The sequence below is a fragment of the Micromonospora sonneratiae genome, from assembly GCF_042679305.1.
Taxonomy (GTDB): Bacteria; Actinomycetota; Actinomycetes; order Mycobacteriales; family Micromonosporaceae; genus Micromonospora_H; species Micromonospora_H sonneratiae.
Window position 1 is genome coordinate 64141 of record NZ_JBHTMP010000032.1, and the last position, 16055, is coordinate 80195.

Annotated in this window: 4 protein-coding genes and 1 pseudogene; 1 reads left to right on the forward strand and 4 read right to left on the reverse strand. The window is 70.3% G+C overall.

Features of this window, described 5'->3' with window-relative positions; all coding sequences use genetic code 11:
- Window positions 1-11: 11 nt before the first annotated feature.
- Window positions 12-10667: a LamG-like jellyroll fold domain-containing protein gene (locus ACFQ4H_RS20570; protein WP_377572706.1), complete on the forward strand. Its 10656-nt coding sequence runs from the start codon at window positions 12-14 to the stop codon at window positions 10665-10667.
- A 6-nt stretch (window positions 10668-10673) separates the two neighbouring features.
- Here ACFQ4H_RS20570 and ACFQ4H_RS20575 read toward each other — a convergent pair whose 3' ends face one another.
- From ACFQ4H_RS20575 to ACFQ4H_RS20590, 4 genes and pseudogenes are all read right to left on the reverse strand, one after another.
- On the reverse strand, window positions 10674-12554 hold the full coding sequence (locus tag ACFQ4H_RS20575; RefSeq protein WP_377572708.1) for an ABC transporter ATP-binding protein: 1881 nt from the start codon (window positions 12552-12554) through the stop codon (window positions 10674-10676).
- A gap of 179 nt (window positions 12555-12733) precedes the next feature.
- Window positions 12734-14509: pseudogene (locus tag ACFQ4H_RS20580) on the reverse strand (ABC transporter ATP-binding protein); the annotation flags it as partial.
- A 47-nt stretch (window positions 14510-14556) separates the two neighbouring features.
- Complete coding sequence (locus tag ACFQ4H_RS20585; protein ID WP_377572710.1) at window positions 14557-15057, reverse strand: methylated-DNA--[protein]-cysteine S-methyltransferase; 501 nt, start codon at window positions 15055-15057, stop codon at window positions 14557-14559.
- The coding region (locus ACFQ4H_RS20590) for a DNA-3-methyladenine glycosylase family protein (protein ID WP_377572712.1) at window positions 15054-16055 on the reverse strand (1002 nt) is incomplete at its 5' end. The genes ACFQ4H_RS20590 and ACFQ4H_RS20585, both read right to left, overlap by 4 nt.

Here is a 16055-nt window from a genome sequence, read left to right on the forward strand (position 1 = left end):
AAGGCTCCATCATGGGTGGTTACCAGAGGTACGGCCGGCGACCGGGTAACCATCCGGTGGGGCGCTGGGCGCGTCGGTTGGCGATCGCCACCGCGGCCGTGATGATCCTCAGTTTCGTGGTACCCCAGAGGAAGGACCCCGGTCCCGATCCGTTCCCGCTGGACTGGTTGTGGTCGGCGCTGCGGACGGCCCGGGCGGCGGCTGCGCCGCTGGTCACCGGGCTTCCGGTGCAGCCATGGGGAGCGAAGCGCGGGCCGGAGACCGCCTCGTACGCCGACACCCGGGCGGGCCGGGGCAACGGGCTGCCACCGGGCCGGGGCATCGGTGCGGTGGAGGCGTACGAACCACCGACGCGGCAACGGGGGCGCGCGGCGGTGACACCCGGTCTCGGCGACGACGCCAGCTTCAGCCCGGCGAAGAGTCGGCGGGTCGCCGAGGCCGCCTCGGCGACCTCCGACCTGTACGCCAACCCGGACGGCTCCTACACCCGCAAGGTCCACCAACTACCGGTGAACTTCAGGGACACCGACGGCAGGTGGACGCCGATCGACCCGAACCTGAGCCGGGGCGCGGACGGCCGCTACCGGCAGCGGGCCAACTCGGTCGGGTTGGACTTCGCCCCCCGCGCCGACGACGCGAACCTGACGACGGTGCGGGTGGACTCCGGCCACTCGGTCTCCTACGCGTTGGCCGGGGCGGCGAAGGTGACGCCGGTGGTGGCCGGGGACACCGTCACCTACGCCGATGCGCTGGCCGGCGTGGACCTGCGGTTCGAGTCACGGGCGACGGAGGTGAAGGAGTCCATCGTCCTGCGTTCGGCCGCCGCACCGACCTCGTACGTCTTCCCGATGCGACTGCGCGGCCTGACCCCGAAGCTGGCCGCCGACGGCTCGGTCACCCTGCACGACCGCAGGGGGACGGTGCGGGCCACCATCCCGGCCGGCTACATGGAGGACTCCCGGTTCGACCCGCAGACCGGTGCCTTCACCCGCTCGTACGGGGTGCGCTACGAACTGGTGGACGCGGGCGGCCCGGCGCTGAAGGTGACCATCGACGGGGCCTGGCTGCGGGACCCGGCCCGGGTGTTCCCGGTGACCGTCGACCCGACCACCACCTTCGGTGCCACCGGGGACACCTACGCCTACTCCACCCAGCCGGGCAACCACGGCAGCGAGAACGAACTGCTGGCCGGCACCTGGAACGGCACCGCCAAGGCGCACTCGTTCCTGCACTTCAACAACTTCGCCCTGGCGTACGGTGGATCGAAGCTGTCCTCCGTCTCCCTGAAGATCTTCAATTCCTGGGCCGGCACGTGCACCGCGAAGCCGTTCACCGTGCATCCGATCACCCAGTCCTGGACCGAGTCGGGGGTGACCAGCTACCCCGGCCCGTCGTTCGGCGCGTCGATCGGCTCGGTCACCGCCAACCCCGGTCCGGCCTGCACCAACACCGGCGGTGACCGGAGCATCGGCACCTGGATGACCGTGCCGCTGGCCGTCGACACGTTCCAGAACTGGGCGCTGGGGGGCACCAACAACGGGTTGGCGGTGTCGGCGTCGCAGACCGACATCACCCAGTGGAAGCGCTTCACCTCGCGCAACGGCCCCGCCGGCCTCGGCCCGTACCTCCAGGTGACCTACACCGCCGGGGTACGACCCCAGGTGGACGCGCAGTACCCGCCGCACGGCCACGCGGTCTCCAGCCTGACGCCGGAACTCCTGGTCGCCGCACACGACCCGGACAGCTACCCGCCGAACCCGCTGACCTACAACTTCGCCGTCTACGACAGGGCCGGCAACAAGATCAAGGAGTCCGGCCCGATCACGTCACGTAGCTGGGTGGTGCCGACCGGCACCCTGGCCTGGGGACAGACCTACCACTGGACGGTGCTGGCCAGCGACGGCTTCCTCACCAGTTCCTCGCAGACCATCAACACCCTGACCACGCCGGTACCGCAGCCGCTGATCACCTCCGGGCTCGGGCAGAACGGTGGGCAGGGCTTCGAGCCGAGCGTCGCCAACTACACCACCTCGGCGACCGACGCCACCATCGCGACGGTCGGGCCGGCGCTGTCGGTGGTCCGGTCGTACAACAGCCAGGATCCCCGGGTTGGCCTGGCCTTCGGCGCCGGCTGGTCCAGCCTCGTCGACACCCGGGCCACCGAGCAGCGGGACGCCACCGGGGCGTTGCAGACGGTCGTGGTCACCTATCCCGGTGGCCAGGACGTCGCCTTCGGCCGCAACACCGACGGGTCGTTCGCCCCGCCGCTGGGCCGGTTCGCCACCTTCACCGCCGTGACCGGCGGCTACCGCCTGGTCGACAAGGACGGCACCACCTACACGTTCACCGCCGCCACCGGGGTCGCCGGACGCTACGGGGTCACCTCGATCGCGGACGCGCAGGGCCGTACCGAGACGTTCGTCTACGACACCGCGAACCGGCTGGCCACCATCCGGTCCGCCGCCGGACGGGCGCTGCACCTGACCTGGAGCACCCCGGCCGGGGCCACCACCGCGCACGTCGCCACCGTCACCACCGACCCGGCCACCCCCGGCGCACCGGACACCGCCGCCACCTGGCGGTACGGCTACACCGGCGACCAGTTGACGAAGGTCTGCCCACCGACGTCGACGACGGCGTGCACCACGTACACCTACGGGACCGGATCGCTCTATCCGACCACCCTGATGAACGCCGCGCCCAAGTCGTACTGGCGGCTCGACGAGCGGTCCGGCACGACCGCGACCAGCGAGATGCTCGACAACCAGGGCACCGACGCCAGCACGTACACCGACGTGGCGCTCGGCCAGCCGGGCCCGCTGCCGGGGTCGACGGCCAGGGCGGCCGGGTTCAACGGCACCTCCTCCCTGGTGCGGCTGCCCGCCCAACTCTCCGGTGCCGCCACCAACCTGGCGGTCAGCATGTGGTTCAAGGCGGACGCCGGTGACCAGGGGCCGCTCTTCAGCTACCAGGCCGACCCGGTCACCGGCGGCGCGACCACGGCCGGCAACTACACCCCGGCGCTCTACCTCGGCACCAGCGGCCGGCTGCGCGGGCAGTTCTGGGACAACAGCATCAACCCGATCGCCACCGGCGGCTCGGTCACCGACGGGCAGTGGCACCACGTGGTGCTCACCGCGGCCGGCAACAAGCAGTGGCTCTACCTGGACGGCACGCTGGTCGGCACCAAGACCGGCGCGATCCAGACCATCAACGCCTACAGCACGGCGAACATGTACCTCGGGGCCGGGTTCCTCGGCGGTGCCTGGCCCGACCAGCCGCACTACACCGGCGGCACCGACAACACCGGCCACGCCGCGTACCTCAGGGGCACGGTCAGCGACGCGGCGCTCTTCGACCGGTCGCTGACCGCCGACGAGGTGGCCACCATCCACGGCACCGCGACGAAGGTGGCCCGCCCGTTGACCTCGGTGGTGCGGCCCTCCGGCAACCCGTCGGCCACCATCGCGTACGACAGCGCCACCGGCGCGGTCACCCAGGTCACCGACGCCAACGGCGGGGTGTGGAAGCTGAACCGGCCGACGGTCTCCGGCTCCAGCCAGGTGTACGCCGGCACGGTGCTCTCCGGTGGCCCGGCCGACTACTGGCGGTTCGGCGAGACCGGCACCACCGATGCCATCAACGAGGTCAACGGCAGCACGGCCACCTACAACGGGGTGACCCTCGGCAGCACCGGCGGCCCGTTCGGCGACGCCACCGTGGCCACCTTCGACGGCACCTCGTCGTACCTCAGGTTGGCCGACGGCTACGTGCCGACCAGCGGCCCGCACTCGATCAGCCTGTGGTTCCGTACGACGAGCGGCAACCGGACGTTGTTCAGCTACCAGGCCGACCCGATCACCAACGCCTCCACGCCGCAGGGCTACACCCCGGCGCTCTACATCGGGGCCAGCGGCAAGCTGCACGGCCAGTTCTACCGTTCCGGCAGCGGCATGTTCAGCAGCGCGGCCAGCGTCGCCGACGGGCAGTGGCACCACGTGGTGCTGGCCGCCGGTACGACCAGCCAGTCGCTGTACCTCGACGGTGAACTGGTCGACACCAAGACGTCCACCGTCGGGCACACCGGCCAGAACCGGGTGTACGTGGGGGCCGGGTTCCTCGGCGGTGTCTGGCCGGACCAGACGCTGAACAACACCGGCACCAACACCGGCTACCCCACCTACTTCCAGGGTGACATCGCCGAGGTGGCGTTCTACCGTACCCAGCTGACCGAGGCCCAGGCGGCGGCGCAGTTCGGGGCGCGGGGCGAGACGGCGGGCGTACCGGCGAAGACGGTGACGGTGACCGACCCGGGTGGCCGGATGCTGACCAACGTCTACGACGTGGCCACCGGTCGGCAGGTCGCCGAGACGGACGCGTTGGGCAACCAGACGAAGTACGGCTACGACGTGCGGGGCTTCCTGCGTACGGTGACCGACCCGAACGGCAACGTCACCACCACCGAGCACGACGTGCGGGGCAACATCGTCTCCAACACCACCTGTCAGGACCAGGCGGCCAGCCGGTGCTCGACGGTGTACTTCACGTACCACCCGGACGCCACCAGCACCACGCTGACCCCCGATCCACGCAACGACGTCCTGCTCACCGTCCGGGACGGCCGGTCGGCGTCGGCCACCGACGACACCTACCTGACCAGGTACGCCTACGACGCGATGGGTAACCGGATCTCGACCACCGACCCGTTGAGCCGGGTGACCCGGACCGCGTACACCGACGGCACCAGCGTGCCGGCCCTCGACGGCGGGTACGCCCCGGCCGGGTTGCCGATGACGGTGACCACGCCGGGCGGGGCGGTGCAGTCGGTCGTCTACTACGCCAGTGGTGACGTGGCGAAGGTGACCGACCCGGCGGGGAAGGTCACCACGTACCGCTACGACGGGCTCGGCCGGGTGGTGACCGAGACCGAGACGACCGACACCTTCCCGGCCGGTTTGGTCACCTCCTACGAGTACGACCTGCTGGGTCGGCCGGTGAAGCGGACCGACCCGGCGACCACCAACCGGGTCACCGGTGCCGTGCACACCCCGGTCACCACGACGGCGTACGACGTCGACGGGCTGGTCGTCTCCCAGACGATCGCCGACCTGACCGGCGGGGACGCGTCCCGGACGGAGAAGACGACCTACAACGCGTACGGGCAGCAGGTCAGCACGACCGACGCCACCGGCAAGACCACCCGGTTCGAGTACGACGCGTACGGCAACCCGGTCAAGGAACTGGACGCCGACGGCGGCGAGATCCGGTCCACGTACGACCCGGCGGGCAACCTGCTCACCTCGACGCTGGTCGGCTATGTCGGCGATCCCAACGACCCCAGCCCGGCGACCGACCTGACCGTCGAGTCCCGCAGCTACGACCCGGCGGGCCGGCTGGCCGCCCAGACCGACGCCATGGGCTGGGTGACCGCCTTCACCTACACCGACAACGGCCTGACCGCGAAGGTGGTCCGGAAGGACCCGACCACCGGGGCGTCCTTCGTGGTCCAGGAGGACAGCTACGACGGGGCCGGGAACCTGGTCACGCGGAAGACGCAGAACGGCACCACCACCGTCACCTACGCCGTCGACGCGGCCGGTCGGCCGGCCTCGTCGACCCTGGACCCGACCGGCCTGAAGCGGACCGTCAGCTACGACTACTCCCGCGACGACAACCTGGTGGCCGAGATCCTCTCGGACCCGACCGGGGTGCTCGCCCGGTCCGAGACCATGTACGACCCGATGGGCCGGGTCGTCGCCGAGACCACGCACAACTCGCTGACCACCCCGGTCGGCCGGTGGCGATTCGACCAGACCACCGGCGCGACGGCGAAGGACTCGGTGGGCAACAACCCGGCCGCTGCCACGGACGTCACCTGGAGCACCGAGCGGGGCGGTGCGGCGACCTTCAACGGCACCAGTTCCTACCTGGCCACGGACAGCCCGGCGGTGGACAGCGCGCGCAGTTTCACCGTCGCGGCCTGGGTGAAGCTCACCGACAACACCGCCCGGCGCAAGGTGCTGGCCACCGTCGGAAAGCAGCAGAGTTCGTTCGAGCTGCGGTACGACAACTCGAACAACCGCTGGCGGTTCGTCATGAAGTACGCCGACGTGCCGGACGCCGGTGGTACGGCGGCGAACTCGACCAGCGTGCCGGCGCTGAACACCTGGACCCACCTGGCCGGGGTCTACGACGCGTCGACCGGCGGACTGAGCCTCTACGTCAACGGGGTGAAGGAGGGCAGTTCGGCGCACGTCACGCCGTTCACCACCCTTGGCCCACTGCTCATCGGGGCGGGCATCTACAACGCCGAGCGGGGTGACCACTGGAAGGGCGGCATCAGTGACGTCCAGGCGTACTCCCGGGTGCTGACCGCCGCCGAGATCGGCAAGGTGTACGCCGGCACCGCGCCGACCGCCGACGCGGGCGTGGTCCGGACCAGCTACCGGCTGGACGCCGACGGCCTGGCCCGGGCGATGACCGACCCGAACGGCAACGTCACCAACTACGACTACGACGAGGCGGGCCGTCCGACCGTCACCGTCGGCCCGGCCGTGCAGAGTGAGCCGAACGGCTCGGCGGCGCTGGTGCGGCCGATCTCGTACACCGGCTACGACACCTTCGGCGCGGAGGTGGAGTCCCGGGACCCGAACGGCAACGTGGTCGTCACCGAGTACGACGCGGAGGGGCGCGAGGTCGCCACCCGGATGCCCAGCTACACCCCGCCGGGCTCGACCACGCCGATCACGCCGGTGACCACCAACAGCTACGACGCCCTGGGGCAGTTGACCAGCAGCACCGACGCGCTGGGCCGGATCACCCGGTACGGGTACGACCAGTTCGGTCGGGTCGCCAGGGTCACCGACCCGAACCAGGGGGTGACGACGTACACGTACGACCCGCTGGGCGACCAGTTGTCGATGACCGACCCGACCGGGGCGAAGTCCACCGCCACCTACGACTACCTGGCCAACCAGATCACCACGACGGACGTGGTGCGGCAGACCGGGGCGGCGTACACGACGCGGTACACGTACGGCACCAACGGGCTGCTGGCGTCGGTGAAGACCCCGGCGGGGGCGACGACCACCCTCGCGTACAACGCGGCCGGTGAGACGGTGACGGTCACCGACGCGGCGAACAACCAGACCAGATACACCTACAACGGGGCCGGCGAGCAGACCCGGGTGACCCTGGCGGACGGCACGTACACCACCACCGATTACGACATGGCCGGTCGGGAGATCGCGGAGAGGTCGTACGACGCGACCGGCCGGCTGCTGTCGTCGGAGTCGGACCGGTACGACGCGGCCGGGAACATCGTCGCCAGCACCGATGCCCGGGGCACCACCACCACCTTCACCTACGACCCGACCGGGCTGGTCACCTCCGAGGTGCAGCCGATCAGCGGCTCGGACTCGATCACCACGACGTTCGGCTACGACGCGGCCGGCAACCGCACCCGGTTCACCGACGGTCGGGGACATTCGTACCTGACCACGTACAACACCTGGAACCTGCCGGAGTCGCAGACCGAGCCGGCCACCTCGGCGTACCGGAACCTGGCCGACCGGTCGTTCACCCTGGCGTACGACGCGGCCGGCGACCCGACCCGGGCGTTCCTGCCCGGCGGGGTCACCATCGACTACGCCTACGACGAGGTCGGCAACCTGATCCGGCAGAGCGGTGCGGGTGCGGAGGTGGCGACCGGCGAGCGCCGCTTCGGCTACGACATCGGCGGCCGGGTCGTCTCGGCGACGACGCCGGCCGGCACGAACACGTTCACCTACGACGACCGGGACATGCTGTTGTCGGCCGACGGTCCGTCCGGCTCGTCGTCGTTCACCTACACCCCCGACGGGCTGCTGGCCTCGCGGACGGACGCCGCCGGGACGACCTCGTACGACTACGATCCGGCCGGCCGGCTCGCGCTGGTCGACAACGCCACGACCGGGGTGCGGGCCACCTATGCCTACGACAACCTGTCGCAGGTCAGGACCATCACCTACGGCTCGGGCGGTAACCGTACCTTCGGCTACGACGCCCAGCACCGCCTGGTCAGCGACGAGGTGAGGTCGGCCGCCGGCACCACCGTTGGCAAGATCACCTACGGGTACGACGCGAACGGCAACGAGACGTCGAAGACCACCACCGGGTTCGCCGGCTCGGCCAGCAACACCTACACGTACGACCTCGCCGACCGGCTGACCTCGTGGAGCACCGGCAGTACGACCACCGTCTACGCGTACGACAAGTCGGGTAACCGGGTGCAGGTCGGTGACCGGCTGTTCAGTTACGACGAGCGCAACCAGCTGGTCAGCGACAACAGGGGCACCACCTACCGGTACACGGCCCGGGGCACCCTCGCGGCGACCACCGGTGGTGGCGAGACCCTACCCACCGCGACCGACGCGTTCGGGCAGATCCGCAGCCAGGGCGTCGGCGGGTCGGGTGCCCAGACGTACGACTACGACGCCCTGGGCCGGGTGCTGCGGTCCGGCTTCTCCTACAGCGGGGCCGGCAACGACCTGGCCGGTGACGGTACCGCCGTCTACACCCGCGACCCGGAGGCCGACCTGGTCGGTGCGACGTCCGGGGGGACGAAGCGGATCGCCTGGACCGACCAGCACGACGACGTGGTCGGCCAGCTCGATCCGACGGCCGCCACGATGGCCGGATCGACGACCTACGACCCGCTGGGCCGGGTGCTGGCCAGCAACGGGATGATCGGCAACCTCGGTTACCAGTCGGAGTGGACCGACCGGCTGACCGGCCGGGTCAACATGCTGACCCGCTGGTACAACACCGACACCGGCCAGTTCGACACCCGGGACGCCGCGGAGGTCGACCCGGTGCCCGACTCGGTGGCGGCGAACCGGTTCGCCTACGCCGACGACAACCCGATGACGGTCACCGACCCCGACGGGCAGTGGGGGATCAAGAGCCTCGTCAAGAAGGTGAAGAAGGCCGCCAAGCGGGTGGTCAAGACCGTCAAGAAGACCGCGAAGAAGGTGGCCAAGACCGTCAAGAAGGTGGTCAAGAAGGTCAAGAAGGCGGCCAAGAAGGTCGTGCACACGGTCCGCAAGGCGGCGAGCAAGGTCAAGAAGGCGGTGTCCCGGGCGTACCACAAGGTCAAGAAAGCGGTGGTGAAGAAGTACAAACAGGTACGCAAGTGGGTCTCCCACAAGGTCGCCAAGGTCAAGCAGAAGGTCAAACGGATCTACAACAAGGTCAAGCAGGCCGGTAAGGCGGTGGTGGCCAAGGCCAGCCGGGCGATCAAGAAGACCGTCAACAAGGTCAAGGACGCCTACCACGCATCCGCGAAGTGGGTGAAGGACCACAAGAACGCGATCCTGGAGGTCGCGGCGATCGGCGCCGGAATCGTCGCCGGCCTGGCCTGTACGGCGGCCACGGCCGGGGTGGGCGCGGTCGCCTGCATGGTCGGCGCGGCAGCGGTGATCAACGTGGCCAAGGACGCCGCCCAGGGGGACATCGACGACCTCGGGGACGTGCTGGGCTCCGCCGGCACCGGTGCCCTACAGGGCCTGATGGGTGGCGTCGGCGGCGCGATCGGCGGCCGGTTGGCGGCCGGGGTGACCAGCAAGCTCGGTGGCTTCGCCAGCTCCTTCGTCGGACGCTCGGCCGGTGGTGCCCTCAGCGGTGGCGTGGGCGACGCGGTGAGCCAGTTCATGCTCACCGGACACGTCGACGCCAGCGGCGTGGTGGTGAGCGCCGGGATCGGTGCGGTCTTCGGCGGCTTCGCCAAGGGGGGTGCCTCCCGTCGGGGGCCACCGGACCCGGACGGCACCCCGAGGAACAGCGGCAGCGGATGTACGCACAGCTTCGACCCGGACACCCGGGTGCTGATGGCGGACGGCTCGACCCGCCCGATCCGGGACGTCAACGTCGGTGACCGGGTCAAGGCGACCGACCCGACGACCGGGGTGACGACCGCTCGCAAGGTCGAGGCCCTGCACCTCAACCGCGACCGGGACCTCACCGACGTCACGGTGACCGGTAACGGGCGCACCACGACCCTGCACACCACCCAGCACCACCCGTTCTGGGACCAGTCGGTCAGGCAGTGGCGCAACGCCGCCGACCTGAAGGCCAACTCGTCGATCCTGGTCGACCCGGCCGGTCGGACCCAGCGGGTCACCAAGGTCCGCAACTTCGTCGGCGACCGCTACCTGCGCGACCTCACCGTCGCCAACGACCACACCTACTACGTCCTCGCCGCCAGTGCGCCGGTCCTGGTGCACAACTGCCCGGCGGGCGGGGGCGGATCCGGCAGCGGATCCGGCAGCGGTGGCGGTCGGGGCGATGGTGGTGGTGGCCGGGCCGACGACGACAACCCGTACAGCAACTGGGACGGCATCTACGGCGGGCCGGACCTCAACCGCCGCCCCGGTGGGGTCGACGAGGGCGAGGCCGGTGAGCGGCTGCGCCGCCGCCAGGCCCAGGACCGTACGACGGAGGAGAGCGAGGCGCGGGCCAAGACCGCCCAGACCACGGCGAGCGTGGCCAAGGACGTCGGAAAGGTCGTCAACCAGGGGTCCCATGCCAACGATCCGATCTCCTCGATCGCCGTGACCGCGGTCTTCGTGGGCACCGCAATCCGTCGCGGTTGGAAGAACTGGCGGGGCCGACGCAGCGGCGGCGGCTGAGCCGGGTCAGACCAGCGAGTCGCGCCACTGCTGGTGCAGGGCCGCGTACCGGCCACCGTCGGAGACGAGGGTGGCCGGTGGCCCGTCCTCGACGATGCGGCCACCGTCGAGCACCAGCACCCGGTCGGCGATCTCGACGGTGGACAGCCGGTGCGCGATGACGATCGCCGTACGGTCGGCCAGGATGGACCGTAGCGCCCGCTGGACCAGTCGCTCGCTCGGTATGTCCAGTGACGAGGTCGCCTCGTCCAGGATCAAGACGGCGGGATCGGCGAGGAACGCCCGGGCGAACGCCACCAGTTGCCGTTGGCCGGCGGAGAGCCGGGCACCCCGGCGGCGTACCTCCGTCGCATAGCCGTCGGGCAGGGCGGAGATGAAGTCGTGCGCGCCGATCGCGCGGGCCGCCGCCACGACCTCGCTGTCGTCGGCATCCGGTCGACCGAAGCGGATGTTCTCCGCGATCGAGCCGGCGAAGAGGTAGTTCTCCTGCGTGACCACGACCACCGACCGACGTAGCTCGGTGTCGCCGACGCTGCGCAGGTCGATCCCGTCGAGGCTCACCACACCCTCGACCGGGTCGTAGAAGCGGGCGACCAGCTTGGCCACGGTCGACTTGCCGGCACCGGTGGCGCCAACCAGCGCAACGGTCTGACCGGCCGGCACCCGGAGGTCCAGCTCGGGCAGGATCAGTACGTCGGGGCGGTAGCCGAAGGAGACCCGGCGGAACTCGACCGCGCCCCGGTCCAGGTGCCCGTTCTGGCCCCCGGACAGCGGCACGGGCTGCTCCGCTTCGGGTACGGCGGGTTTCTCGTCGAGCACCCCGGCCAGCTTCTCCAGCGCTGCGGTGGCGGACTGTAGGGAGTTGTAGAACTGGCTCAACTCCTGCATCGGCTCGAAGAACCGGCGCAGATAGAGCAGGAACGCGGCGAGTACGCCGATCTCCGTGTGGCCGTTCAACACCCGGTAGCCGCCGTACGTCAGCACGACCGCGATGGTGACGTTGCCGATCAGCTTGATTCCGGGGGAGTAGGTGGCGATGAGTCGGAACGCCCGCAGGGTCGCCCGGCGGTAGTCGTCGTTGACGGCGGCGAAGATGTGCTGGTTACGGGGCTCCCGGCGGAAGGCCTGGACGGCCCGGATGCCGCCGATCGACTCGACGAAGTGGACGATCAGTAGCGCGACCGCCTCCCGGGTGCGGCGGTACGCGGTCGCCGACGCCCGGGCGAACCAGCGGGACAGCCACAACAGGAACGGGAAGGCCAGCAGGGTGGCCGCCGCGAGGGGCAGGTCCAGCCACAGCAGGACCCCGGCCACCGAGACGATGGACAGGCCGGCGAGGACGAGATCGTCGATGCCCCCGCTGACCAGTTCGGAGATCGAGTCCATGTCACTGGTCAACCGGGCGATGACGCGACCCGAGGTGTAGCGCTCGTGGAAGTCGACCGACAGCCGTAGGAAGTGGTCGTACACCCGTCGGCGGAGGTCGAGCAGGACGGCCTGGCCCACCCGGGCGGAGAGGATGAGGAATCCCCGTTTGCCGGCGTACTCGGCGACGGTGGCGACCACGAACGCAGCGGCGACGGCGACCAGCGGCCCGACGTTGCCGTCCTCCAGCGGTGTGATGGTCCGGTCGATGCCGAGCATGACCAGGTACGGCACGGCCATGCCGGCGGCGTTCTGCAACAGCAGCAGGGCCATGGTCAGCACGATGAGCCGGCGGTGTGGTCGTAGCACCGAGCCGAGCAGTTGACGACTCCGGCTGCGCAGCCGCGCGATGGCTGGTGGGTCCTCCGCTTCCGCGGCGGTCCGTTCCGCGTCCGCCTCCGGGGCGATTCCCCGCCACCGACGGATGTCGGAGTCGATGAACCGGGGATCCTCCGCTGACATCTGCGACATTACGACCGGACCAGTCCGAGGTCGCCAGGATCCTGAGCGGTGGCGGTAGCCGCATCCGTGGTGACGGCGGTGGCGGTGCCGGTGACCGTGGTGCCGGTGACCGTGGTGCCGGTGGTGGCGGTGCCGGTGACCGCCGTGCTGGTGACAGGCGCGCTGGTGACAGGCGTCGCTGGCGCGGCGGAGAGCAGGGCACGGTACGCCGGTACGGTGGCCAACAGTTCGGAGTGGGTGCCGATGGCGGCGATCCGACCATCGGCCAGCAGCGCCACCCGGTCGGCCAGCGCGATGGTCGACGGGCGGTGCACCACCAGCAGCGCGGTGGTGCCCTGTAACACCCGGCCCAGGGCGGCCTCGACCAGCGCCTCGGTGTGTACGTCCAGCGCGGAGAGCGGGTCGTCGAGCACCAGCACCCGGGGTCGGCCGATCACCGCCCGGGCCAGGGCCAGCCGCTGTCGTTGGCCACCGGACAGGGAGAGGCCCTGCTCGCCGATCCGGGTGGTCAGTCCCCACGGCAGGTCGTACACGAAGTCCGCCTGGGCCACCGCGAGCGCTGCCCGTACGTCGTCCTCGCTGGCCTCCGGACGACCCAGGGTGAGGTTCTCCCACACGGACATCGAGAAGAGCGTGGGTTCCTCGAAGGCGACCCCGACCACCTGGCGCAGCGAGCTGAGCCGGATGTCGCGGATGTCCCGTCCGTCGAGGGTGATCTGCCCGGCGGTGACATCGTGCAGCCGTGGCACCAGGGACAGCAGACTGGTCTTGCCGGCGCCGGTCGCGCCGACGATGGCCAGCGTCTCCCCGGGATGTACGGTCAGGTCGATGTCGCGCAGCAGCGGACCGGCGGCACCGGGATAGCTGAACGACACCCCGGCGAACCGGAGCGACCCGGCGGTGTCCGTGGGGGAGACCGCGACCGCCTGCGGACGGTCGGTGACCGCCGGTTCCGCGTCGAGCACCTCGTGCACCCGGTCGGCGGCGGTGATCGCCTCCTGGGCGTTGGCGATGATCCAGCCCAGCGACTCGATCGGCCAGATGAGCATCAACTGCAACGTCACGAAGGCGACGAGTTCACCGATGGTCAGCCCGCCCCGTACCGCCGCCACCGTTCCGGCCACCAGCACCACGGCCATGGTCAGATTGGGTATCAGGTCGAACAGTGCCGAGGTGTTGGCCAGCAGGCGGCTCTTGTGTATCGCAGTGTCGTGCAGTTGCCGGGTGCTGGTGGCGAACCGGTGGGCCATCCGTGGGCGACGACCGAACGCCTTGATGGTGCGTATGCCCTGCGCCGACTCCTCGACCAGGGTGGCGACGTCACCCTGCTCGTCCTGCATCTGCCGGGACGCCACGAGATAGGCGCGGGTGAACCGGCGGCTGATCAGGAACAGCGGGATCGCGCTGGCGGCTACGAGTAGACCGAGTGCGGGATGCAACCCGATCAGCAGTGCCACCACGGTGACGTAGGTGGCGGCGTTGACCACCAGGAAGATCAGGCCGAAGGAGAGGAACCGCCGGATCACCGAGAGGTCGATGGTGATCCTGGACAGCAGTTGGCCGGACTGCCACCGTTCGTGGAAGCCGACCTCCAACCGTTGGAGATGGGCGTAGACGTCGTCGCGGATGGTCGCTTCCATGCCCACCGCCAGCGACGACTGCACCCATCTCCGGATGAAGATCAACCCGGCTTCGGCGAGCCCGAGCACCAGCGCCAGCACGCCGAGGCGGAGCAGTCCACTGAGGTCGCGGTGGGCGATCGGGCCGTCGACCACCCGCTGGACAACCAGTGGTACGGCGATGCCCGCCCCGGTCGCGGCGAACGCCGCGATCAGCAGCCAGAAGAGCTGACCGAGGTAGGGGCGGACGTACTGCCGTAGTCGCCACAGGCTGCGCAGGGCAGGCGGCTTCGCGCCGAACCGTCTTGTAGTCGCATCGTCGCGGTCCGCGGGCACCCTCTGACCGTATAGGTAAACACTGATGTTGCAGAAGTGGCTTGTCGTCAACGAGCCTCGTGACTGAGCAACCACTTCTTCACAGGCAACCCCCACCGGTATCCACCGAGCCCGCCGTCGGTGCGCAGCACCCGATGGCACGGAACGAAGAGAGCCGCCGCGTTGCGGGCACAGGCTGCGGCGGCGGCCCGTACCGCCGGGGGACGTCCGGCCAGCTCGGCGAACCCGGTGTAGGTGATGGGCTCGCCCGCCTTGACCTGCCGCAGCGTCTGCCAGGCGTGCGCCATGAACTGGCCACCGGTGTACTGCTCGACCGGCACTTCGTCGATGGCGTCCAGCTCACCGTCGAGATAGGACAGCACCGCCGTGGTCACCGGTCCGAGGTCCGGTCGCGGCACCACCGCAGCGCGCATGCTCGGGTGTGCCACGGCCATCAGCGTCTCGTCGTCGGTGCCGAATCCAGCCGCCCGGACCGCGCCGTCCGGGTTGGCGATGATGCTCAGTGGACCGGCGGGAGTGTCGATTCTGGTGCTGTACAGGGCAGTCATTCCGGTCTTCCCAATCTCTTGTTCACGGTTGCCGAGCTGACCGACCACAGCCTGATCACGGCGTACGAACGCCAGGGCCGCCAGTTCTCGGCGTGTCCACTCAGGAGGGTCGGGGTGTCGGGGAGGCCGAGCGCCGCAGCGCCTGCGCGTACGGCTAGGTCGGTGGGGAGGAAGGCATCCGGGTCGCCGAGCCCGCGCATCGCCACGTAGCCGGCGGTCCACGGGCCGATCCCGGGCAGGTCGATCAGTCGCCGGGCGGTCTCCTCCCGGTCGACGCCGGGATTGAGATCGAGACTCCCGTCGGCCACCGCCCGGGCCACGGCACGGATGCTCTCCCGTCGGGCGGCCGGCATGCCGAACACGTCGTCCGGCAGGGCCAGCAGTTCCTCCGGTGACGGGAACGGCCGCAACCCCCCACCCTGTTGATCATGAAGTTGTTGTCCGGATTCGGCGCTTCTGCTGGCGATAACTTCATGATCAACAAGGTGGGGTGGGGTGATGGTGGCGGCGACCAGTCGGCCCAGCACCGTACGGGCACCGGACACGGAGACCTGCTGGCCGACGATCGCCCGTACGGCCATCTCGAAGCCGTCGACCGAGCGGGGCACCCGTACCCCCGGGGCTCCGGCGACCACCGCGGCCAGTGCCGGATCGGCGGCCAGCGTCGTGTCGACGGCCTCCGGGTCGGCGTCCAGGTCAAGCAGCCGGCGACAGCGGGCCACCGCGGGTGCCAGGTCGCGTACGTCGGCCAGCCGGAGGGTTGCCGCGATGTGCCCCGGCATCGGGGTCAGGGTGACCTCCGCCGTGCCGTGCGGCAGGCGCAGCGCCCGGCGGTATGCCCCGTCGCCGGCGTGTTCCACCCCGGGGAGCGCCCGCAGGGCGAGAAAGTCGAGCAGTGCCTCCGCGTGTAGCGGCGGCCGATAGGCCAGCCGGAGGTTGACCGTGCCCACGCCGGCAGCGGCGGTGCCGGCGTGGCCGGTGGTGTCGGCGGTTGTCCG